This window comes from Caproicibacterium sp. XB2 (genome assembly GCF_044880635.1).
In the GTDB taxonomy this organism is placed as follows: Bacteria; Bacillota; Clostridia; order Oscillospirales; family Acutalibacteraceae; genus Caproicibacterium; species Caproicibacterium lactatifermentans.
Map to the genome: position 1 here is coordinate 1,544,184 of NZ_CP173227.1, position 20,978 is coordinate 1,565,161.

Consider the following 20,978-nt stretch of genomic DNA (forward strand, 5'->3'; position numbering starts at 1 on the left):
ATGGAGAAAAAGACTTTTTACATCACAACGCCCATTTACTATCCTTCCGGCAAGCCGCACATCGGTCACAGCTACTGCACCGTGGCCAGCGATGCCATCGCCCGGTACAAGCGAATGCAGGGCTATGATGTCATGTTCCTGACCGGCACCGACGAGCACGGCCTAAAAATCGAGCAGAAAGCGGAAGCCACCGGCATTACCCCGCAGGAATATGTAAATGGCACAACGAAGGTCTTTCAGGACCTGTGGAAGCTGCTGAATATTTCCAATGACCGCTTCATTCGCACCACTGACAGCTATCATGTGAAAGGCGTGCAGGAAATTTTCCGGCAGCTGTACGATAAAGGGGAAATTTACAAGGGCAAGTATAAGGGTTGGTATTGCACAGACTGTGAATCTTTCTGGACAGAAACACAGCTGAAAGACGGCAAATGCCCCGACTGCGGCCGTGCCGTCAACTGGGCTGAGGAAGAAGCGTATTTCTTCCGCCTTTCCAAGTACGGTGACCGGCTGCTGCAGTACTACAAGGACCACCCGGACTTTATTCAGCCGGAAAGCCGCAAAAACGAGATGATTTCGTTTATCAACCAGGGCCTGCAGGACCTGTGTGTTTCCCGTACCAGTTTCAGCTGGGGCGTGCCGGTTGACTTCGACCCCAAACACGTGGTATATGTGTGGGTGGATGCCCTGCCGAACTACATTACGGCACTGGGCTACGGCAGTGATGATGACAGCGACTTTAAAAAATACTGGCCGGCCGATGTGCACTTTGTCGGTAAGGAAATTGTGCGGTTCCACACTATTATCTGGCCGGCGATACTGATGGCGCTGGACCTGCCGCTGCCAAAGCAGGTGTACGGCCACGGCTGGCTGCTGTTTGGTGACGGCACAAAGATGAGCAAAAGCAAAGGCAATGTTGTGGACCCGTATGTGCTGTGTGAACGCTATGGCGTTGACGCTATCCGCTACTTCCTGCTGCGTGAAATTCCCTTCGGCAGCGACGGGCTGTTCACAAATGAAGCATTGATTAACCGTATCAATTCCGACCTGGCAAACGACCTCGGCAACCTTTTGTCCCGCACAACCGCCATGGTACAGAAGTATTTCGGCGGCACGATTCCGCAGGAACAGGAAACCGCCGCACCGGACAATGAGCTGGAGGAAATGGGCAACGCTCTGCGCAGCAAATGTAACGCCGACATTGACGCCTATCAGTTCAGCCGAGCACTGGAGGAAATTTGGCGCTTTATTGCCCGCACCAACAAATATATTGATGAAACGGCACCCTGGACCCTGGGCAAAGACGAAACCAAAAAGGCCCGCTTGGCCGCTGTGATGGACCACCTGTGCGAAGCACTGCGCATTGTATCCATTCTCCTGACACCCTTCATGCCCAGCACGGCACCAAAGATTCAGGAACAGCTCGGCCTTTCCAAAGAGGACTGCACCTATGCGCGTGCCGGCAGCTTCGGCCACTTCCCGGCAGGCTGCACCGTAACAAAGGGCCAGCCCCTGTTCCCGCGCATTGACGTTGAAAAGGAAATTGAAGAACTGAACCGCCTGATTCCCAACCCCGCCGCCAAAAACACACAGGACAACGCAGGCAAAGTAAAGGAAGAACTTGCGGGTGTTGCACAGATTGGCATTGACGATTTTGCCAAGGTAGAACTTCGCGCCGCAAAAATCATGGACTGCGAAAAAATCAAGCGCGCCAAAAAGCTTTTAAAGCTGACACTGGACGACGGAACCGGGACACCGCGCACTGTCTGCAGCGGTATTTCCCAGTGGTATAAGCCGGAGGACCTCGTTGGCAAAACGGTTGTGCTGGTGGCAAACCTCAAACCCGCCAAGCTCTGCGGAGTGGAAAGCCAGGGCATGATTCTCGCGGCAGACGCCGGTGAAAATGACGTAAAGGTTGTTTTCTTAGACGGTGTGCCGGCCGGCAGCAAAATTCGGTAAGGGGATTTTTTATGAAGCACATCGGTACACAGGAAATGACGACCTACCGTCTGCGGCTCAGGCGCTTTACCATAGAGGACGCTGCGGCCATGTACCAAAATTGGGCCAGTGACCCGCAGGTGACACAGTATCTGACTTGGCCGCCGCACCGATCGGTTTCCCAAACAGAGCAGTTGTTGTGTATGTGGGTCATGCAGTACGCCAAATCCGAAACTTACCGGTGGTGTATTGCCGACAAACGAACCAACGAACCCATTGGCTGCATTGACGCTGTAGGACAGGACGACAAGAACCTGCGTGCGACAATCGGCTACTGCATGGCGCACCGTTTATGGAGCCATGGTTTGATGACGGAAGCGCTGATTGCGGTGGAGGATTTCCTGTTCGCAAAGGTCGGCTACAACCGTATTGATGCCTATCACAATATCCGAAATCCCGCCTCCGGTAAAGTCATGCAGAAAAGCGGCATGCAGCGGGAGGGCGTTCTGCGGCAGTTCCTTTTGAATAGACAGGGACACCCGGTGGACGTTGTTCTGTGGTCCATTCTGCGCTCAGAGTGGCAGGCAATGGACCGCGGCTAACCTCGACTTTCATACAGACAAAGATACAAAAAGCAGGACTGTTTGCTCTGGTTGGCGGCAGCCCTGTTTTTCTGCAAAGGAGGAAACTTATCTTTATGCCTTATCAGCATATTTTTGACAGTCACGCACATTACGATGACACCGCCTTCAACACGGACCGCGATATTTTGCTGCACACACTGCCCCAGCAGGGCATTTGTCACATTATTAACTGCGGCGCTACACTGGAAGGCTGCGGTAATGCGGTGCGGCTGGCAAAGCATTATCCATACATTCACGCGGCAGTCGGTATTCACCCGGAGGAAATCGGCTCCTCCGCGGACGCATGGCTGCCCCAGCTGGAAGCATTGCTGCAGCACAAAGAGGAAAACCGCATTGCCGCTATGGGAGAAATCGGGCTGGACTACCATTTCGAGGGCAACCCGCCGCACGACGTGCAGAAAGCAGCCTTTGCCGCTCAGCTGCAACTTGCTGCCCGCTATGACCTTCCCGTTATCGTCCACGACCGCGACGCACATGCCGATACACTGGAGCTGCTGCAAAAATATCGGCCGCGCGGTGTTGTCCACTGTTTTTCCGGCAGTGTGGAAACCATGCAGGAAATTCTGAGGCTCGGTATGTACATTGGTCTGGGCGGTGCGGTGACCTTTAAAAACGCCAAAAAGCCGCTGCGTGCGGCGGCCGCGGTTCCGCTGGACCGTCTGCTGAACGAAACCGATTGCCCCTATATGGCACCGGTGCCGCTGCGCGGTGCCCGCTGTGACTCTACCATGATTCCCTATTCCGCGGAGGTCATTGCCGCTGTGCGGGGCATTTCCGCACAAGAAGTTCTGGACGCCGGCTGTCATAATGCAGAAAAGTTGTTTGGCATTTCTGTCTAACATCAGCATAAAAAATGAAAGAAGCACTGTTTCCGGCGTCCATTCACCGAAAACAGTGCTTCTATTTTATTCCATTTCGCGTCTTCGTTTTTGCTTTTTATAAACGACAATGACGATATAGGCTGCCAGAAACGCGCACAGCACCAAAATGAGTGTCAGCGTGTCACCGGAACTGCCCATTTTGACCTCGGTCCACAAATTATCAATTAGCGTCAGCGTGCTGTCCGGCAAGTTCGTGAACACTTCCGATTTTTCCAGGATTTCCTGCGGCGGATAGCAAATGGTGCTGTCCGCCATTTCTTTTGGCAGCAACTTTCGAGCAGCTGTTTCCGGTGTAGAGTAGCCGATGGCTTCCATATTGGCCGCGGAAACTTCGGGACTGCACAGGAAATTGATATACGCCTCGGCCGCCGCCTTATTTTTGCTTCCTTTCGGAATACAAATGGTGTCCACAAAGAAATTGGTGCCTTCTTTTGTGGGAATGGTAAAGCCAATATCGGGATTTTCCCTCATCAAAGATTCGCCGTCGCCGGCATAGTACGGCGCCACCCACGCCTCACCGGAATCCATTTTGTCAAAAATCTGATCCATTACATAGGACTGCACCAGCGGTTTCTGCTGTTTCAGCAGTGTAGCGGCCGCCTCCCAATCATTGGTGTCCGTGGTGTTGTAGGAAAGGCCCAGCTTTTTCTGGGCAATGCCGAAGGCATCCCGCGGATTATCAAACATCAAAATCTTGCCCGCATATTTCTGGTTCCACAGCACGTCCCAAGACTTGGTTTCTTCTTTTTTAACGTGCTTTTTGTTGTACAAAATGCCTACCGTTCCCCATGTGTACGGCACAGAATACTGGTTCTGTGGGTCATAGGAAAGGTTTCGATACTGTTTATCGATATATTTGTAATTCGGGATATTCCGGAAATCAAGCTTTTCCAGCATATTCTGTTTAATCAGCTTGTTAATCATATAATCTGACGGAATAATGACATCATACTGTGCGCCGCCACCCGCCAGTTTGGAATACAGCGACTCATTGGTATCAAATGTGGTGTAATCCACCCGAATACCGGTCTTTTGGGTAAACGCGGCGTTGACGTTCATGCTGCCGTCCGCACCGCTGCTGATATACTCGCCCCAGTTATACACATGAATAATTGTACCGGACGCAGCATTCGTTTTTTGCGTACCTTCGGACGCGGCAGAGGCCGGCAGTACAGCACTGCCGCAGGTCAGAATTCCCGCCAGGAGCAGGGACAATACCCGTTTTTTCACAGTACTTCCGCCTCCTCCTGTGCCGCCCGGCGGCGGGCCGCACGCGCGGCGCTGCCAGACTGACCGATGTTCACTGCCAGCAGCAGCACCAGAATCACCACAAACAGCATCGTAGAAAGCGCGTTGATTTCCGGGCTGATGCGTTTGCGTGTCATGGAGTAAATATAAATGGACAGCGTCTGTGTGGTGCCGCTGGTAAAGTAGCTGATAACAAAGTCATCAATCGACAGCGTAAATGCCATAATGGCGCCGGAAACAATGCCCGGCACAATCTGCGGCAGCACGACCCGGAAAAAGGCCTGCGCCGGTGTACAGCCAAGGTCCAGTGCCGCTTCGTACAAGTGTGGGTCCATCTGCAGCAGTTTTGGCCGTATAGAAAGCAAAACATACGGCAGACAAAACGTGATGTGCGCAATAATCAGGCTGCCCATGCCAAGGCTGGTGCCCAGTGCACGGGTAGCAATAACAAACAGCAGCATCATAGATACACCGGTGACAATCTCGGGATTGACCATCGGCAAGTTCGTCACGTTCATGGTCATGCGACGTGCCCATTTGCTTTTCAGGCTGTTGATACCAATTGCGCCCAGCGTGCCCAGCACCGTGGAAGCTGCCGACGCCACTACGGCGATAATCAGCGTGTTGCGCAGTGCTTCCAGAATCATGCTATCCCCAAAAAGCTGCCGGTACCAGCGCAGTGAAAAACCGGAAAATACCGAACGGCTCATCGCGCTTGAATTATTGAAGCTAAATAGGATAAGGACAAAAATGGGCGCATACAGGAACAGAAAAATCAGGAACATATAAACTTTAGAGGCCGTTTTCACAGCAGCACCGCCTCCTGTTCCTCTCCCTCATCGAACTGATTCATAATGCCAAGGCAAATGATAATCAGCAGCATCAGTACCAGCGAGATAGCCGAACCGAGGTTCGGGTTGTAAGCCGAGCCGAGAAACTGCATCTCTACCACATCGCCAATCAGCAAATTGCTGCCGCCGCCCAGCATCTTACTGATAATAAAGGTGCTGACTGCGGGCACAAACACCATGGTAATGCCAGAAATGACGCCCGGCATACTCATGGGCAGCGTTACCCTGCAGAAAACCTGCGTCCGGTTGGCGCCAAGGTCCTGTGCCGCCTCCAGTACAGAGGTATCAATGCGGGTAAGAACCGTGTAAAGCGGCAGAATCATATACGGAATATAGTTGTACACCATACCCAGCACCACCGCACCGGCGGTGTTTATCATGTGCACTTTCGGCAGGCCCAGCGCCGCAAACATGGTGTTGAGAATGCCGTTGTCCTCCAAAAGAGTCATCCACGCATAAGTGCGCAGCAAAAAATTCATCCACATGGGCAGCATAATGAGCAAAACTGCCGCGCTTTGTGATTTTAGTTTCATGTGTGCAATGATATAGGCCAGCGGATATCCCAGCAACAGGCAGATAACCGTAGCCAGCGCTCCCTGCCAGATGGACCGCAGAAAGACGTTGCTGTACTGCCCCACCTGCTGTAGGTTTTTCAGCGTGAAAGCACCGCTGTGGTCCGTGAAGGCAAAGTACAGCACCAGCAGCATGGGAACAACTGTGAACAGAATCATCCACACAAGGTACGGAGACAGCGCTTTTTTGGACTTCATGGCTGTGCCTCCTCTTTCCCACCGGCCTTTTCTTCGGCCTCCGCTTCCTCCGAGGTAAGGATATCCTCTTGCATTTCGTCGCTGAACGTACTGTAGTCGCCGAAAGAACCGGAATAGCTGGACTTGTGCATAATGTGAATATCGTCCGGCTCTATTTCCAAACCGATGTGTTCCCCCACACCCGTATAGTGAATGGACTGTATCATCCACTTAAAGCCGCCGACGTCCACAATAATTTCATTGTGCATCCCTTTAAAGGTAACATTGGTGACGACCCCGTGCAGCGGGCTTTTGTCCGGCGCAACAACATCGATATCTTCCGGACGAATGACCACGTCCACCTGCTCCATAGGGGCGAAGCCTTTGTCCACGCAGTGAAAACGGCAGCCCGCAAACCCCACCAAATAATCTTCCATCATCACGCCGTCCAGTATATTGGACTCCCCAATAAAGTCGGCGACAAAGGCGTTCTTTGGTTCATTATAAATGTCCTGCGGTGTGCCTATCTGCTGGATACGGCCGGCATCCATAACAACAACCGTATCGCTCATGGAAAGGGCTTCTTCCTGGTCGTGTGTGACAAAAAGGAACGTAATGCCGGTTTGCTGCTGAATCTTTTTCAGCTCCACCTGCATATCCTTGCGCAGCTTCATGTCCAGTGCGCCCAACGGTTCGTCCAGCAGCAGAACCTTTGGGTGGTTCACCAGTGCCCGCGCAATGGCCACACGCTGCTGCTGCCCGCCAGAAAGGCGCTCCACGCTGCGGTGCTCAAAGCCGCGCAGGTTCACCAGCTCCAGCATACTGCGCACAGCGGTGCGTATCTCTTTTTCCGGACGTTTGTGTACACGCATACCAAAGGCGACATTGTCGTACACGTTCAGGTGCGGAAACAGCGCATACTTTTGAAAAATAGTGTTGACCTCCCGCCGATAGGGCAGAACGTCATTGATGCGCCGGCCGTTAAAGAAAATGTCGCCGCGGTCCGGTTTGACAAAACCGCCGATAAGGCGCAGTGTGGTGGTTTTGCCACAGCCGGACGGTCCCAGCAGCGTGACGAACTCTCCGTCCCGAATACTGAGGTTGAAGTCCTGCAGGACCGGTTCGCCGTCAAAGGCAACGGCAATGTCCTTTAGTGCAATGATTGGTGCTTTTTCCAATAGAAATGCATCCCCTTTGCGGTTGTTTAGTTACGTTGAGCCAGGCATGGTTAAACGCTACCCCCGGAGCTGTATCTCCGCTGCGCCCCGCAAAGGATTTTTCGCAGTCGAGAGGCTTTCACGCTGCGGCAGCAGAACAGGACCGGATATTCGTCAGATGCAAACGCAACAACAGATATAATAGTGTTTAATTCGTAATCTGTCAATCTATTTCTGAAAATTCCATCAAATTTCAACAGAAATGATATTGGGCGCCATAATGCACAAGCCACGTGTGGGTTTTTCTCGTCCATTCTTCCGTTTTCTCGCTTCTGTTTGCATTTTCTGTTTATTCACTGCCCACATACGTTTACAAACCGGCACACGTGGGGTATACTGGAAACAGCACAAAAAAGGAGAAGATGCCCGATGAAGGGAAAAAAACTGAAAGGACTTACCGGACTGGATGGAAAATGTGTATGGGTAGAGTTTGAGGACCCAGATGAAGCAACCTGTGAAAACTGCGGCGCATGTGGTACGTCACGGCTGGCAAACGCTGTTTATCAGGATGGTGTTTACCGCGTAGAGGGCCATTTCCTCGTTTCACCGCAAAACCCAAAGCTGTTTTTTCACGAGTTTATCCCGCGCATCTGCGGCATTTATGAGTGGCTGCCGGAGGACTGATTCATGCATTTTGGAATGTCCGCTGCACCGTAAAATCCACCTTTGTGCGGAAAAAGCTGTTTTTCTGCGTGGGTTCTGCAAATTTGTGAACTCCGCCATGCAAAATGGCTGAATGTTAAATTTCTTAATTAAAACGCTTGACAAAGCAGACCGAAATGTGTACACTGTTACCATGAAATCTATACTAAATTGATAAAGTTTATAGATAATAAAGGTTTTGCAAAGGAGGAAGTCGCATGATGTGCTGTATGTGTGCCACACTGTACTGCCGCAGAACTGTCAGCCGATGTTTCCTCTGCAAAAAACCCGTGTGTTTTCTGTAACTGAAACAGACTTTCTGCGGAGCAGCTTTTTTGCTGTGCCGCTTTTTTATTATCTGCTGGTACATCTGCTCTGTCCTGCGGAGCTGGGAAAGAGGAATCGTATGGAAGAAAAACCTATTCTGGAAATTCACGACCTGTGTAAAACCTACACTACGCGTGACGGTACCGTAAACGCCCTGCAGCATGTGGACCTAACCGTTCAGCGCGGTGAAACTTTTGGCATCATCGGCATGAGCGGTGCCGGAAAAAGCTCGTTGGTGCGGTGCATTAACTTACTGGAGCAGCCGACCAGCGGCAGTATCCTGTTCGATGGACAGGACATGCTGACTGCCTCCCCTGCTGAGCTGCGCAAAGCACGGCGCTCCATTAGCATGGTGTTTCAGCAGTTTAACCTGCTTATGCAGCGAACTGCACTGCGCAATGTAAGTTTCCCGTTGGAAATTGCCGGTGTGCCCAAGCAGAAGGCACGGGCACATGCGGCAGAGCTGCTGAATACTGTTGGCCTTTCTGAGTGGGCCGGCAGCTACCCCAGCCAGCTTTCCGGCGGACAGAAACAGCGTGTGGCCATTGCGCGCGCACTGGCCACCGAGCCGAAAATGCTGTTGTGTGACGAGGCAACCAGTGCGCTGGACCCCGCGACTACCCTGAGTATTCTGCATCTGCTGAAAAAGATAAACAATGCTTACGGTATTACAATTTTGGTCATTACGCACCAGATGAACGTCATTGAGGAAATCTGCGGCCGTGTGGCTATCCTTTCCGGCGGCCGTGTTGTGGAGAGCGGGCCTGTGCGCGACATTTTTGCTAACCCGAAAACGGACGCCGCCAAAAAACTGGTGCTGCCCTCTTCCGGACGGAAAGGGCAGATGCTGGGCCGCCGGCAAATCCGCCTTGTGTTTGACGGTGTGGATTCTCATGAACCGGTGCTGGCACAGCTGGTGCTGCACTTCCAAACGGAAGTCAACATTATGTATGCGGACACACGCGACCTAAACGGCAAGGCGGTTGGTCAAATGATTCTGCAGCTGCCTGAGGACCAAGAACTGGGCGACCAAATGGTCACCTTCTGTCGAGCACGCGGCCTGACTGTAGAGGAGGTGACAACAGATGAGCAGTGATATGCTTCCCATTTTTGGGCAAGGTATTCTAGAAACGCTGTATATGGTTCTTTTCAGCACCCTGTTTGCCTATGTCATCGGTCTACCGCTGGGTGTACTGCTGGTCGTGACCGCCAAAGACGGCATCCGGCCAAACGCTGCTGCCCACAAGGTCATTGATGTGATTGTCAACATTACGCGCAGCGTTCCATTCCTGATTCTTCTGGTAGCAATTATACCGTTTACAAGGGCCATCGTTGGTACTTCCATCGGCACCAACGCGACGATTGTCCCGCTGACCATCAGTGCGGCGCCGTTCGTCGCGCGTCTGGTAGAAAGCCCGCTGGCCGATGTGGACGGCGGCGTGGTGGAGGCGGCCCAGTCCATGGGCTGCACCACTTGGCAGACGATTTGGAAAGTGCTTCTGCCGGAAGCAAAGCCCGGTCTGCTGCGCAATGCGGCAATCGCCACGACCACCATCCTCGGCTACTCGGCCATGGCGGGCTTTGTCGGCGGCGGCGGCTTGGGTGCCATTGCCACCAACTATGGCTATTACCGCTATGACAGCATTACCATGCTGTCAACGGTCGTGCTGCTGGTCGTCATCACCCAGATTCTGCAGGGCGTCGGCCTGAAAGTGGCGGACAGTTCCGACAGACGCAAGCGCTGAAAAGCAGCTGTTCTGCGGCATTTGATACAGCCGTTTTGAGAGGGTATCATCGGCACATACTGCATTTATTTCTCAGGAGGGATTCTTTATGAAAAAATTACTGGCATTTACACTGACAGCCGTTTTGGCGGCAGGCACCCTTGCGGGCTGCGGCGGCGCTTCTTCTTCGGCGGCTTCCACCAACACTGCTGCGGCAAAAGGAACCATCATCGTTGGTGCTTCCCCTTCGCCGCATGAAGAAATCCTGAACGGTGTTGTCAAACAGCAGCTGGCCAAGGAAGGCTACACGCTGGTCGTAAAGGAGTTTTCCGACTATGTACAGCCGAACCTCGCACTGGAGGGCAAAAATCTGGACGCTAACTACTTCCAGCACAAGCCGTACATGGACAGCTTTAACAAAGAAAAAAACACCCATTTGGTTTCCATGGGCCCGATCCACTACGAGCCGTTTGGCATTTATGCCGGTAAGACCAAAAAGCTGGCCGACCTGAAGGACGGCGCAACCATTGCCGTACCGAACGACACCACCAACGAAGCCCGCGCTCTGCTTCTGCTGCAGGATAACGGTATTCTCAAACTGAAAGCAAATGCCGGCATTACTGCCACACAGAAGGACATTGCCGAAAACCCGAAGCACATTAAGATTCAGGAAATTGAAGCCGCGCAGCTGCCCCGTGCGATTCAGGACGTGGACCTCGCTGTTATCAACGGCAACTATGCTATCAGCGGCGGGCTGAAAGTCAGCGACGCACTGGCCATGGAAAAGAACTCCTCCCTTGCCGCTAAAACTTACGCCAATGTGCTGGCTGTACGGCAGGGCGACGAAAACCGTGCGGAACTGAAGGCCCTGTATAAAGCCCTGACCAGCAAAGAAACGCAGGACTACATTAACAAGAAGTACAGCGGTGCCGTTGTTCCTTCCACACAAGCTTAATTTTTCATTTTCCGTATAACAAAGCGTCCCTGCTTTCTCTGGCTGCCGCTGGAAAGGCAGGGCACTTTTTCGCCTCAAAATCCGTTTATTTTCAAATTGTTCAACAAATACTACTTGTCTGTACCAATGAATTGTGATACAGTGTAACCACTTGCCGGTAGAACTTTCTTCTTATGGAGGAAAAAGTGACCATACAGAAAATGCCCGTTTCGTCCCCAGAGGCGCAGCAGCTGATGGGTGAACTTTCTGCAAAGCTTACGGAGTTAACCGGGTGCAGCGGAGCTTCCGGTTTTGACTTCCGGGACATGGAAAATCCGCGGGCGCTGTTTGCGGTGGCCCAGCTGGAAGGTCGACCGGTCGGCTGCGGTGCCCTGCGTGAAGTGTCCGACAACACTGCGGAGGTTAAACGTGTGTACGCCTGTCAAAGCGGCCATGGCATTGGCAGCCGTATCCTAAAATATCTGGAAGCGGAGGCTCGTCGGCTTTCCTATACACGCCTCATTTTAGAAACACGAAAGGCAAATCAAAAGGCTGTGCAGTTTTACCTGCGCTGCGGCTATCAGCCATGTGAAAACTACGGCAGATACCGCGGACTGGAAGACGCCATATGTTTTTCCAAAAGACTGCCGCCGCTGTCCGGAAGCGGAAAAGCACGGTACGATTGATAAACAAAATTGACAATAAAAAAGCGGCTTTGCCGCAGGAACGAAAGTCCTGTTCGGTAAAGCCGCTTTTTGTATTTTTTTCTGTCAGAATGCCGTTATTCGATTTCAGAAATAGCCGCACGCAGGCCCAAAATTGAGGTCGGCGTAACGGAAAGCTCATCAATACTCATGTCGACAAAGGTCCGTGTCAGGCTCTCATCTGCACCAAGCTCGCCGCAGATGCCAATCCAAATACCGGCCTTGTGGGCATTTTCAGCGGACATACGAATCAGACGCAGGATAGCCTTGTGGTGCGTGTTGCAGAACCGGGCAATATCCTGATTCTGGCGGTCGCAGGCCAGTGTATACTGTGTCAGGTCGTTGGTGCCAACGCTGAAAAAGTCCACTTCTTTGGCAAGGTCATCACTGATGACCGCAGCAGCCGGTGTTTCAATCATGATGCCCAGCTCCACGGAAGAAGAGAACGGAATTCCCTCCTGTGTCAGTTCACCGCGCACCTGTGCGGCAATCTGTTTGCACTGCTGTACTTCCTCTAAAGAAGTAATCATCGGGAACATAATGGCGATTTTTCCGTAGGCAGAGGCGCGGTACAAGGCGCGCAGCTGCGTCTTAAAAATTTCCGGACGTGTCAGACAAATACGGATGGCACGCATACCCATAGCCGGGTTCGCTTCTTTGGGCAGGTGGAAATAGTCTGCCTGCTTGTCGGCGCCAATGTCCAGCGTGCGGATAACCACCCGTTTGCCGTTCATTTTTTCCGCCACCGCTTTGTAAGCCTGGAACTGCTCCTCCTCGGTTGGATAATCGCTGCTTTCCAGATACAGGAACTCACTGCGGAACAGGCCAATGCCCTCCGCATCATTTTCCAGTACGGCAGCCATATCTTTCGGGTTGCCGATGTTGGCACACAGGTCGATATGATGGCCGCTCTTGGTTGCGGTAGGACGGCCGCGGTACAGGGACAGCAGGCGCTTGCGTGCTTCCTCGCTCTGATGCTTTTCGTTCATGGCCTGACGGGTTGCCTTGTCCGCATCCAGATAGACACAGCCGGTGGAACCGTCCACAATGACCTCTTTGCCTTCCAGCTCCGATGCCAGCTGGTCTTTTAGACCAATGACTGCCGGAATGCCCATGGTACGAGCAAAAATTGCCGTATGGGCATTATAGGAACCTTCTGCCGTGATGAATGCCAGCACCTGTGCCTTGTCCAGCTGGGCCGTTTCACTGGGGGCCAAATCGTCCGCCGCCAGCACGCATGGCGCACTGCCGGTAAGGCCGCCGGTCTCTTTGCCGGTCAAAATGGCAATTACACGCGCGGAAACGTCCTTAACATCCGCCGCACGGCCGCGCATATATTCGTCGTCCATCTGTGAGAACATCTCCGCAAATTCTTTGGAGGTTTCCTGCACAGCGTACTCTGCACAAACCTTTTCATTTGTTATTTTATCTGTAATGGAATTGCCGTAATCCACATCCTCCAGCATCATTTGGTGGATTTGGAACAGCAGGGAATTCTCTTCCCCCAGTTCATTGCGTGTTTTTACATATAAATTGGCCAGCTGTGTCACAGCAGCCGCACGGGCATCCTCAAAGCGTTTGGTCTCTGCTTCTATATCCGTCACCGTGCGTTTTTCGACAGCCGCCGAATTCCTGTGGAAAAAGCGAACTTTGCCGAATACAACACCTTTGCTTACGCCTTCCCCTTTTAGCACTGTCATATTATTTCCTCCTTCATTTTTATGTATTACAAAAATGGATGTTCCCATCCCGTTGTGAGTTTGTTTCATCTGCACAGGCCGTGTTTCTGCGGTCGCTATATTATACAATAAATCGGGCAGCAAGTCCACCTAGCGGAATTTCTTCTTCGTTTCCTTTGTGAAAAGTGGAATTTTCCGCACCAATAACTGCCATACTATACAAGAGAAGAATACTGCAGGCAGCCTTGCCGCCTGAAAAAGGAGATACATGATGAGCGAAAAAATCGCAGTTCTTGTTGATTCTGGCAGTGACTTGCCGGAAGACCTGAAAAACAAATATGGCATTACAACCATGGACCTGCGCGTCATATACCAGGACAAGGCTTATGCTGACAGCACAGAGATTACCCCACAGATGGTTTACAACCGTTTTCCCAAGGAGATTCCCACCACTTCTGCCCCCAATGTGCAGGAAACCTGTGACGTGCTGGAACAGCTGCACAGTCAGGGCTTCCGCAAAGTAATCTCCATTTGTATTTCCAGTGGACTGAGCTGTACATTCCAGACCGTGCAGAACGCCGCAAAAGAGTTCCCTGATATGGACATCTTTGTATTTGACAGCAAGAACATCTCTATCGGCACCGGATTCTATGCACTGTGGGCCGCCCGTGCCATTCAGCAGGGCATGTCCTTTGAGCAGATTACCTCTGCCCTGAAAAATGGACAGTACGCCAGCAAAGTGTTCTTTTACATGGACACGCTTGATTACCTGCGTGCTGGCGGCAGAATTGGCCGCGTAACTGGACTAATTGGCAAAGTGCTGAATATCCGTCCCATTATCTCCTGCAATGACGAAGGAACCTACTATACCGCCGCCATGGTACGCGGCAAAAAAGACGGCAGCGGCCGTATGCTGGAATCCGTCGGGAAACTGGCAACCAATCAAAAAGTGTGGCTGGCACTGATGAACGGTGAAGCGGCCAGTCAAGCACATATTTTGCGGGACAGGCTTCCGGCCTTTTTCCCAAATGGGAAAGTTGTAGTTGAAAAACAGATAAATGCTTCCATGGCTGTACACACCGGCCCGGGGCTGGTGGGTGTCGGCGTATTTCGCGCCGTATAATGAAATATCGTCCCTGTCCGCTGTCCCTGCAGGACAGCAGTAAAAAAGCAGCGGTTCCATTGCCATAAACGGCGGGCCGCTGCTTTTGTCTGTTTTGTTTTCTTTTCCCGGCGCTGTTTTTATGTAGCAGCTCCATGAGAAACCTGTGCTGCTGCGGCAGGGACACCGGAAAAACGGTGGCGAGGCTGTGGAATCAGACCAAAGCTGACAGATAGGGCACGGTCCACCGCATTCATGCTTTCCTCCCCGACACGGCCAATGTGCTCCCGCAGGCGGTGTTTATCCAATGTGCGCACCTGCTCCAGCAGAACGATACTGTCACGGGCAAGGCCGGTGGCGGCGGCGTTCAGGTGGATATGTGTCGGCAGCTCGGTTTTGCCGCGCTGGCTGGTAATGGCGGCCGCAATGACCGTTGGGCTAAAACGGTTCCCCACATCGTTTTGAATGATGAGGACCGGCCGCACACCACCCTGTTCGGAACCAATGACTGGGCTTAAATCTGCGTAAAAAATATCTCCACGTCTAACCTGCATACATCTCACGCTCCGCGTTTTATTTTCTGCAGATAGCATTGGCAGAAGCGGTAAAATCTATACATTTTTCCGCTCTTCTGCCACAGTGTATGCGGGGATGAAGAATTCTGTTTCTGATAAAAGTATCAGATCCGGCGGGTGTTTTCAATCCGTAAAAAAATTCGCGGCAGTTCATTCAGCATATCATGCGGCAGCATCGCCTGCTGAGAGAAACGCGCCGCACAGCGGTCCCCTGCCAGTCCGTGCAGATAGACTGCGGCGGCAGCGGCCGTATACGGTTCTATTCCCTGTGCTAAAAAAGCGCCAATCATGCCCGCCAGCAGGTCACCGCTTCCGCCGCGCGCCATGCCAGGATTACCGGTCGGGTTTTTCAGCAAACGACCGTCTGGAGCAGCAACCAGTGTGCCGGCGCCTTTCAGCACCAGAATGACTTTGTGCTCTGCCGCGAAAGAAGCGGCCGCACCGACGCGGTCCGCCTGCACATCTTCGACCGAGCAATGCAGCAGCCGTGCCATCTCTCCCGGATGTGGCGTAAGCACCAGCGGCGCCGAAACTGTGTCCAGCACGGAAACATCTTCTGCAATGCAGTTCAGACCGTCGGCGTCCAACACCAGCGGATCACAGCAGGCACGCAATACATTCCGCACCCGTTCGGGGTGCGCAGTGGAAAGGCCGCACCCCAGCACGCAGGCGGAGGCTTTCCGCAGGGAGTGCAGTACCGGTGAAAAGTCGTCCTCCCGATAAACGGTATACACCGCTTCCGGCAGACGGGACGCCACAATGGGGTAAATACTCTCCGGCAGAGCGGCGTCCACCAGTCCCGTGCCGCAGCGCAGGGCCGCACCTGTACACAGCATAGCGGCCCCGGCCATACCCGCACTGCCGCAGATACACAAAAGGCGCCCGAAGGTGCCTTTGTTGCTGTCCTTTGGGCGCTGCTTCGCAACAGAAAAAGCAAGCTGTTCAGGAATCCAATTCATATTTCAGCGTCCTTTCGTTCACCCAGTACGACCGCCGCCGCCGTAGCAGCAGTGTGCGTCACGCTGACCGAAAACTGCCACCCGTCCGCCAGCCGTGCCGCCGCGCCGCTTAATGCGAGGTACGGTACACCGTTCGGCTTGCGCATCAGCTGCACTTCTCGCAGGGAAAAGCCGGCAAGGCCCGTGTGCATCGCCTTACCAAACGCTTCTTTTGCGCTGAAAGAAGCCGCAACACTCTGCGGCGGAAACCCGCGTTCTTTCAGCTGCTCATATTCCCATTCTCCCAAAACGCGCCCGCAAAAGCGCGGGTTCCGCATGGAGTGCCGAATACGGTCAATCTCACACAAGTCAAGCCCTGTCGTCAGCATGCCGGTTTGTCCGCCGCCTGCGGTTTCGGCAACGCGGAAGTGTCCACTGTACGCTTGATGAACGGATGAATCGCATTCAGTACTTTATCACTGGGACTAAAAACCACCAGCAGTCTGCCGTATTGTCCGTAATGGCCAGCCAAATACCACTCCCCGTCGGTGCCGCCGACAGTTCGACCCACCCGATAAACGTAATCAAATTTTCTGCCGGTAAATTTCTGCGGGTCGTATTTTCCAATCTCCTCTGTATCGTGCAGGTTAATGGAAAACTGCGGCTTGCGCTTGCGGCGGTGAATGATTTTATCACAGGTGAAGTCGCCGTTTGTAATGCTGTACTCAAACTCCCAGTCGATACTGGTGATGAGGTAATACAGGCCAAAACCAACACCGGCCAAAATAAAGATAAAGAAGTACAGCAGCGGCGTGAAAATCATGGGTAACAGCAGAATGACAACGGCGCCGACCAGACACAAAAGCAAAATGCCCGCGTCCTTTGCGCTGAATTTACGTTTGATAATCTCTTCACAGAAAATGTCCATTTGCAGGGTTCCTCCGGTTTTCCGCATTTTAGCTTTTATGGCAGTTCTTTATATGCTAAATATTGTAACATAGGCGGAGCAGAAATACAACGGCCGGAGACGCTCCACCTTGCATTTCCGGGCTACCCATGCTATAATAAATTTAAATATCCCCGTAAACGCTGTGACAAAGGAAGTAGCACCCGCCGCACAGGAACAGAGAGGGCACGCCGTCGGCTGAAAACGTGCCCGCCTGCACCGGGTTTGTGAAGTTCCCTTTTGAGCGTTCCCGCTGAACTGCACCTTTTAGTAGGCGGGAACGGACGGCCCCGTTATCGGCTGCAAAAGTATAAAATTAGGGTGGTACCGCGAAGATTTACAAGCCTTCGCCCCTTATGTGGGGCGGGGGCTTTTTTTATTTGCGGCGGAAAGGATGAGGACCGTAACATGATAAAAGAAGAACTGCAGGCACTCGGCAGCAAAGCGCTGCAGGAGCTGCACGGCGCCGACAGCCAGAAGGGGCTGGACGAGCTGCGTGTGCGCTACCTTGGAAAAAAAGGTTCCCTAACGGGCATTCTCAAACAGATGCGAAATCTGTCCGCGGAAGAACGCCCCGTGGTCGGCAAACTGGCCAACGACGTGCGCGCCAAAATAGAGGACGCTGTTGCAGAGCGTCGGGAGGAACTGAAGCAGCTGGAACTGCAGCATCGCCTGCAGGCCGAAGCGGTGGACGTAACCCTGCCCGGCAAACAGCGCCATCTGGGCTGCAAACACCCGCTAACGCTGACACTGGAAGACCTCGAAGAGATTTTCCTCGGCATGGGCTTCAGCATCGCAGAAGGCCCGGAAGTAGAGTATGACTACTACAATTTTGAGGCACTGAATATTCCAAAGGACCACCCGGCCCGCGACGACCAGGATACTTTCTATATCAACGACAAGGTCCTGCTGCGTACCCAGACCAGCCCGGTGCAGGTGCGCACCATGCAGAGCCAGAAACCGCCTATCCGCATCATCGCGCCGGGGCGTGTTTACCGCAGTGACGCTGTAGACGCCACTCACTCCCCGCTGTTCCACCAGATAGAGGGGCTGGTCGTGGACCACGGCATTACCTTTGCCGACCTGAAGGGCACACTGGAAACATTTATTAAGCGCCTGTACGGTGAGGACAGCGTAGTACGTTTCCGTCCGCATCACTTCCCCTTCACGGAGCCCAGCGCCGAAGTGGACGTACAGTGCTTCAACTGCCACGGCAAAGGCTGCCGCCTGTGTAAGGGCGAAGGCTGGATTGAAATTCTCGGCTGCGGCATGGTGCACCCGAAGGTCCTTTCCAACTGCAGCATTGACCCGGAGGAGTACTCCGGCTTTGCGTTCGGCATCGGTTTGGAACGCATCGCCATGCGTCGGTATAACATCGATGATATGCGTCTGTTTTACGAAAATGACGTCCGCTTTTTGGAACAGTTCTGAAGCGGTGTAATTACTCAGTGTATAACGGAAAGTGTGGGATATATTAAATAATGAATCTTTCAATGCGTTGGCTCAAAGAATTTGTGGACCTGCCCCCCATGCCGCTGCGCCAGTTCACAGAATCTATTACCCTCAGCGGCAGCAAAGTGGAAAGCTGGAGCACCGAAGGTGAAGAGATTTCCAAAGTGGTGGTCGGCAAAGTTTTATCGCTGGAACGCCATCCAGACAGTGACCACCTGTGGATTACCAAAACAACGGTAAATGAAAACGAGGAGCCGCTGCAGATTGTCACCGGCGCCCAAAACCTGAAGGTCGGCGACTATGTGCCGGTCGCACTGCACGGCAGCACCCTGCCCGGCGGCAAGAAAATTAAGCGCGGCAAGCTGCGCGGTGTGGCAAGCAACGGTATGCTGTGCGGCATTGCCGAGCTTGGTCTGACTACCCATGACTTCCCCTCCACCATAGAGGATGGCATTATGGTGCTGACGGAAACGGACGGCTGCAAGCTGCAGCTGGGTATGGATATTCATGAGGCGCTGGGTCTGAATGACACGACCGTTGCGTTTGAAATCACCTCCAACCGGCCGGACTGCTTCTCCGTCATCGGCCTGGCACGTGAGGCAGCGGCAACTTTCCACCTACCGCTCAAACTGCACACGCCGGTTGTCAAGGGCGGTGCCGGTGACTGTACCGGCCTGCTGGACGTGAAGATTGAGGCACCGGACCTGTGCTCCATTTATACAAACCGTGTTGTAAAAAATGTGCGTGTCAAACCCTCGCCGCTGTGGATGCGGGAACGCCTGCGCGCCATGGGTGTACGCCCCATCAACAACATTGTGGATATTACAAATTACGTCATGCTGGAATACGGTCAGCCCATGCACGCTTTCGACCTGGAGAGCGTGCAGGATCGCACCATTCGTATACGCCATGCCAAACCGGGTGAAACCATCACGACCCTAGACGGCGACAAGCACACCCTGACTGAAAAGCAGCTGGTCATCACTGACAGCAGCAAGCCCATGGCCATTGCCGGTGTTATGGGCGGCGAGAACAGCGGTATTACGGACAATACCACGACCATCGTTTTTGAGTCCGCCTGCTTCAGCGGCCCCAGTATTCGCACGACCGCGCGTGACCAGAGCCTGCGTACCGAGGCAAGTGGCCGCTATGAAAAGGGACTGGACCCCAACAACTGTATTCCCGCGATTAACCGTGCCTGCGAACTGGTGGAAATGCTGGACGCCGGCGACGTCATGGACGGCATCATCGTGGACGACCACTCCAGCAAGGAAAAACACCGCATCCGTTTCGAGCCGGATTGGACCAACCGCTTCCTGCACACGGATATTGCCCCCGAAATGATGAAGAAAATTCTTCTGAAGCTGGAGTGTGAATTCGACGGTGACGATATTTTGGTGCCGACCTTCCGCCCCGACCTGGAGCATAAGGCGGATATTGCAGAAGAAGTCGCCCGTTTCTACGGCTACAACAGCATTCAAAGCAAAAAGCTGCCCGGCGGCGCCGAGGGTGTACTGACACCCAAGCAGCATTTTCTGCGCACTGTGCACAACGAAATGCAGGCACTGGGTGCGGACGAAATTATGTCCTATTCCTTTATTTCTCCCAAAGAATATGACAAAATTCTCATGCCGGCAAACGACCCACTGCGTACTTCCGTTACCCTGCGCAATCCGCTGGGTGAGGATACCAGCATTATGCGCACGGTTTTGCTGCCCTCCGTGCTACAGATTCTGTCGCGCAACTACAACAACCGCAACCCGCAGGCGTGCCTGTACGAGCTGGCCAACGTTTACCTGCCCGCTGATGGCCCGGACGCCCTGCCGGAGGAGCGTCCCACACTCATCTGCGGCATGTACGGTGAGGGCTATGACTTCTTTACTGCCAAAGGCATGGTAGAAACACTGTTGGCAAAGCTCTGCGTTGACGATTGGGACATCACTGCCTGCAAAGACGCATGCAGCTACCACCCCGGCCGCTGCGCAAAGCTGTCCGCCGGTGAGGACACCCTGGGCATTCTCGGGGAAGTACACCCCACTGCGGCGGAAAACTATTCCCTCGACACCCGCGTGTATACCTTTACGCTGGACGTGCCGGTGCTGCGCAAGCACGCCCACACGCAGCACACCTACCGTACCCTGCCGAAGTTCCCGGCTGTCACCCGTGACCTTGCGCTCATCTGTGACGCCGAAGTGCCTGTCGGTGACCTGGAAAAGGCTATCCGCCGCGGCGCCGGTAAGCTGCTGGAAACCATCAGCGTTTTTGATGTGTACCGCGGCGAGCAGATTTCCCGCGGCAAAAAGAGTGTAGCCTTCAGCTTGGTCCTACGCAGCCCGGACACTACCCTGACGGACGAACAGATAAACAGCTCCCTGCACCGCATAATGAAGGAACTGGAGAAAATCGGTGCCGCCCTGCGCGAGTAAT

The 20,978-nt window shown here is 53.3% G+C and carries 20 protein-coding genes and 1 other annotated feature; of the genes, 11 read left to right on the forward strand and 9 right to left on the reverse strand.

Annotated features, from left to right (window positions below; translation table 11 throughout):
• The 3 genes from metG (at position 1) to ACIHKT_RS07725 (ending at position 3,421) form a co-directional block, all read left to right on the forward strand.
• Positions 1–1,959: a methionine--tRNA ligase gene (gene metG, locus ACIHKT_RS07715; protein ID WP_086036423.1), complete on the forward strand. Its 1,959-nt coding sequence runs from the start codon at positions 1–3 to the stop codon at positions 1,957–1,959.
• Between the two features lie 11 nt (positions 1,960–1,970).
• Positions 1,971–2,540: a GNAT family N-acetyltransferase gene (locus ACIHKT_RS07720; RefSeq protein WP_086036424.1), complete on the forward strand. Its 570-nt coding sequence runs from the start codon at positions 1,971–1,973 to the stop codon at positions 2,538–2,540.
• Between the two features lie 95 nt (positions 2,541–2,635).
• Positions 2,636–3,421, forward strand: a complete 786-nt coding sequence (locus ACIHKT_RS07725) for a TatD family hydrolase (RefSeq protein WP_086036425.1) — start codon at positions 2,636–2,638, stop codon at positions 3,419–3,421.
• Positions 3,422–3,487: 66 nt separating this feature from the next.
• Here the strand turns inward: ACIHKT_RS07725 and ACIHKT_RS07730 are convergent, their stop codons facing one another.
• From ACIHKT_RS07730 to ACIHKT_RS07745, 4 genes are read right to left on the reverse strand one after another with little or no spacing between them, the layout of a single operon-like run.
• A complete protein-coding gene (locus tag ACIHKT_RS07730; RefSeq protein WP_086036426.1) occupies positions 3,488–4,693 on the reverse strand; it encodes a PotD/PotF family extracellular solute-binding protein in 1,206 nt (401 codons plus the stop codon).
• Complete coding sequence (locus ACIHKT_RS07735; RefSeq protein WP_086036890.1) at positions 4,690–5,496, reverse strand: ABC transporter permease; 807 nt, start codon at positions 5,494–5,496, stop codon at positions 4,690–4,692. The genes ACIHKT_RS07730 and ACIHKT_RS07735 overlap by 4 nt, the downstream gene beginning before the upstream one ends.
• A 20-nt stretch (positions 5,497–5,516) precedes the next feature.
• The gene (locus ACIHKT_RS07740) at positions 5,517–6,332 is read right to left on the reverse strand and encodes an ABC transporter permease (protein WP_086036427.1); all 816 of its coding nucleotides are present in this window, start codon (positions 6,330–6,332) and stop codon (positions 5,517–5,519) included.
• Entirely contained in the window at positions 6,329–7,489 is a 1,161-nt protein-coding gene (locus ACIHKT_RS07745) for an ABC transporter ATP-binding protein (RefSeq protein WP_174192823.1), read from the reverse strand. Before ACIHKT_RS07745 ends, ACIHKT_RS07740 begins: the two co-directional genes overlap by 4 nt.
• A 408-nt stretch (positions 7,490–7,897) precedes the next feature.
• Between ACIHKT_RS07745 and ACIHKT_RS07750 the strand changes: the two genes are divergently transcribed.
• The 5 genes from ACIHKT_RS07750 (at position 7,898) to ACIHKT_RS07770 (ending at position 11,841) form a co-directional block, all read left to right on the forward strand.
• Positions 7,898–8,152: a hypothetical protein gene (locus tag ACIHKT_RS07750; protein ID WP_086036429.1), complete on the forward strand. Its 255-nt coding sequence runs from the start codon at positions 7,898–7,900 to the stop codon at positions 8,150–8,152.
• A 424-nt stretch (positions 8,153–8,576) separates the two neighbouring features.
• Entirely contained in the window at positions 8,577–9,593 is a 1,017-nt protein-coding gene (locus ACIHKT_RS07755; RefSeq protein WP_086036891.1) for a methionine ABC transporter ATP-binding protein, read from the forward strand.
• On the forward strand, positions 9,583–10,242 hold the full coding sequence (locus tag ACIHKT_RS07760; protein ID WP_086036430.1) for a methionine ABC transporter permease: 660 nt from the start codon (positions 9,583–9,585) through the stop codon (positions 10,240–10,242). Before ACIHKT_RS07755 ends, ACIHKT_RS07760 begins: the two co-directional genes overlap by 11 nt.
• 88 nt (positions 10,243–10,330) lie before the next feature.
• Positions 10,331–11,176 carry a MetQ/NlpA family ABC transporter substrate-binding protein gene (locus ACIHKT_RS07765; RefSeq protein ID WP_086036431.1) on the forward strand — a complete coding sequence of 282 codons (846 nt, stop codon included), beginning with the start codon at positions 10,331–10,333 and terminating at the stop codon, positions 11,174–11,176.
• 185 nt (positions 11,177–11,361) lie between these two features.
• Entirely contained in the window at positions 11,362–11,841 is a 480-nt protein-coding gene (locus tag ACIHKT_RS07770; RefSeq protein ID WP_236849718.1) for a GNAT family N-acetyltransferase, read from the forward strand.
• Positions 11,842–11,936: 95 nt separating this feature from the next.
• Here the strand turns inward: ACIHKT_RS07770 and ptsP are convergent, their stop codons facing one another.
• On the reverse strand, positions 11,937–13,559 hold the full coding sequence (ptsP, locus tag ACIHKT_RS07775; RefSeq protein ID WP_174192821.1) for a phosphoenolpyruvate--protein phosphotransferase: 1,623 nt from the start codon (positions 13,557–13,559) through the stop codon (positions 11,937–11,939).
• A gap of 250 nt (positions 13,560–13,809) precedes the next feature.
• On the opposite strand from ptsP, the gene ACIHKT_RS07780 reads away from it, so the two are divergent.
• The gene (locus ACIHKT_RS07780) at positions 13,810–14,661 is read left to right on the forward strand and encodes a DegV family protein (protein ID WP_086036434.1); all 852 of its coding nucleotides are present in this window, start codon (positions 13,810–13,812) and stop codon (positions 14,659–14,661) included.
• A 119-nt stretch (positions 14,662–14,780) separates the two neighbouring features.
• Here the strand turns inward: ACIHKT_RS07780 and ACIHKT_RS07785 are convergent, their stop codons facing one another.
• The 4 genes from ACIHKT_RS07785 to ACIHKT_RS07800 all read right to left on the reverse strand — a co-directional run bounded on the left by ACIHKT_RS07785 (position 14,781) and on the right by ACIHKT_RS07800 (position 17,081).
• Entirely contained in the window at positions 14,781–15,194 is a 414-nt protein-coding gene (locus ACIHKT_RS07785; RefSeq protein ID WP_086036435.1) for a type II toxin-antitoxin system PemK/MazF family toxin, read from the reverse strand.
• A 125-nt stretch (positions 15,195–15,319) separates the two neighbouring features.
• Positions 15,320–16,174, reverse strand: coding sequence for an NAD(P)H-hydrate dehydratase (locus ACIHKT_RS07790; RefSeq protein ID WP_086036436.1), 855 nt, complete (start codon positions 16,172–16,174; stop codon positions 15,320–15,322).
• On the reverse strand, positions 16,171–16,542 hold the full coding sequence (gene acpS / locus ACIHKT_RS07795) for a holo-ACP synthase (RefSeq protein ID WP_236849717.1): 372 nt from the start codon (positions 16,540–16,542) through the stop codon (positions 16,171–16,173). Before acpS ends, ACIHKT_RS07790 begins: the two co-directional genes overlap by 4 nt.
• Positions 16,536–17,081 (reverse strand): hypothetical protein, encoded by a 546-nt coding sequence (locus ACIHKT_RS07800; RefSeq protein ID WP_086036437.1) that lies wholly within the window; start codon positions 17,079–17,081, stop codon positions 16,536–16,538. The genes acpS and ACIHKT_RS07800 overlap by 7 nt, the downstream gene beginning before the upstream one ends.
• Positions 17,082–17,235: 154 nt before the next feature.
• Positions 17,236–17,457: a binding site (T-box leader), on the forward strand.
• A 53-nt stretch (positions 17,458–17,510) separates the two neighbouring features.
• Here ACIHKT_RS07800 and pheS point away from each other — a divergent pair.
• Together pheS and pheT are read left to right on the forward strand one after the other, a co-directional pair.
• Positions 17,511–18,530, forward strand: a complete 1,020-nt coding sequence (gene pheS, locus ACIHKT_RS07805; RefSeq protein ID WP_086036893.1) for a phenylalanine--tRNA ligase subunit alpha — start codon at positions 17,511–17,513, stop codon at positions 18,528–18,530.
• Between the two features lie 50 nt (positions 18,531–18,580).
• Entirely contained in the window at positions 18,581–20,977 is a 2,397-nt protein-coding gene (gene pheT / locus ACIHKT_RS07810) for a phenylalanine--tRNA ligase subunit beta (RefSeq protein ID WP_174403022.1), read from the forward strand.
• The last annotated feature ends 1 nt before the right edge of the window (position 20,978 follow it).

What these genes read in the sequence shown, in the direction of transcription:
- ACIHKT_RS07720 (WP_086036424.1), top strand. Translation starts at nt 1,971, where the DNA reads ATGAAGCACATCGGTACACAGGAAATGACGACCTACCGTCTGCGGCTC.
- ACIHKT_RS07760 (WP_086036430.1), top strand. Translation starts at nt 9,583, where the DNA reads ATGAGCAGTGATATGCTTCCCATTTTTGGGCAAGGTATTCTAGAAACG.
- ACIHKT_RS07735 (WP_086036890.1), bottom strand. Translation starts at nt 5,496, where the DNA reads ATGTTCCTGATTTTTCTGTTCCTGTATGCGCCCATTTTTGTCCTTATC.
- ACIHKT_RS07800 (WP_086036437.1), bottom strand. Translation starts at nt 17,081, where the DNA reads ATGGACATTTTCTGTGAAGAGATTATCAAACGTAAATTCAGCGCAAAG.
- ACIHKT_RS07765 (WP_086036431.1), top strand. Translation starts at nt 10,331, where the DNA reads ATGAAAAAATTACTGGCATTTACACTGACAGCCGTTTTGGCGGCAGGC.
- acpS (WP_236849717.1), bottom strand. Translation starts at nt 16,542, where the DNA reads ATGCTGACGACAGGGCTTGACTTGTGTGAGATTGACCGTATTCGGCAC.
- ACIHKT_RS07780 (WP_086036434.1), top strand. Translation starts at nt 13,810, where the DNA reads ATGAGCGAAAAAATCGCAGTTCTTGTTGATTCTGGCAGTGACTTGCCG.
- ptsP (WP_174192821.1), bottom strand. Translation starts at nt 13,559, where the DNA reads ATGACAGTGCTAAAAGGGGAAGGCGTAAGCAAAGGTGTTGTATTCGGC.
- ACIHKT_RS07790 (WP_086036436.1), bottom strand. Translation starts at nt 16,174, where the DNA reads ATGAATTGGATTCCTGAACAGCTTGCTTTTTCTGTTGCGAAGCAGCGC.
- pheT (WP_174403022.1), top strand. Translation starts at nt 18,581, where the DNA reads ATGAATCTTTCAATGCGTTGGCTCAAAGAATTTGTGGACCTGCCCCCC.
- ACIHKT_RS07785 (WP_086036435.1), bottom strand. Translation starts at nt 15,194, where the DNA reads ATGCAGGTTAGACGTGGAGATATTTTTTACGCAGATTTAAGCCCAGTC.
- ACIHKT_RS07755 (WP_086036891.1), top strand. Translation starts at nt 8,577, where the DNA reads ATGGAAGAAAAACCTATTCTGGAAATTCACGACCTGTGTAAAACCTAC.
- metG (WP_086036423.1), top strand. Translation starts at nt 1, where the DNA reads ATGGAGAAAAAGACTTTTTACATCACAACGCCCATTTACTATCCTTCC.
- ACIHKT_RS07725 (WP_086036425.1), top strand. Translation starts at nt 2,636, where the DNA reads ATGCCTTATCAGCATATTTTTGACAGTCACGCACATTACGATGACACC.
- ACIHKT_RS07750 (WP_086036429.1), top strand. Translation starts at nt 7,898, where the DNA reads ATGAAGGGAAAAAAACTGAAAGGACTTACCGGACTGGATGGAAAATGT.
- ACIHKT_RS07740 (WP_086036427.1), bottom strand. Translation starts at nt 6,332, where the DNA reads ATGAAGTCCAAAAAAGCGCTGTCTCCGTACCTTGTGTGGATGATTCTG.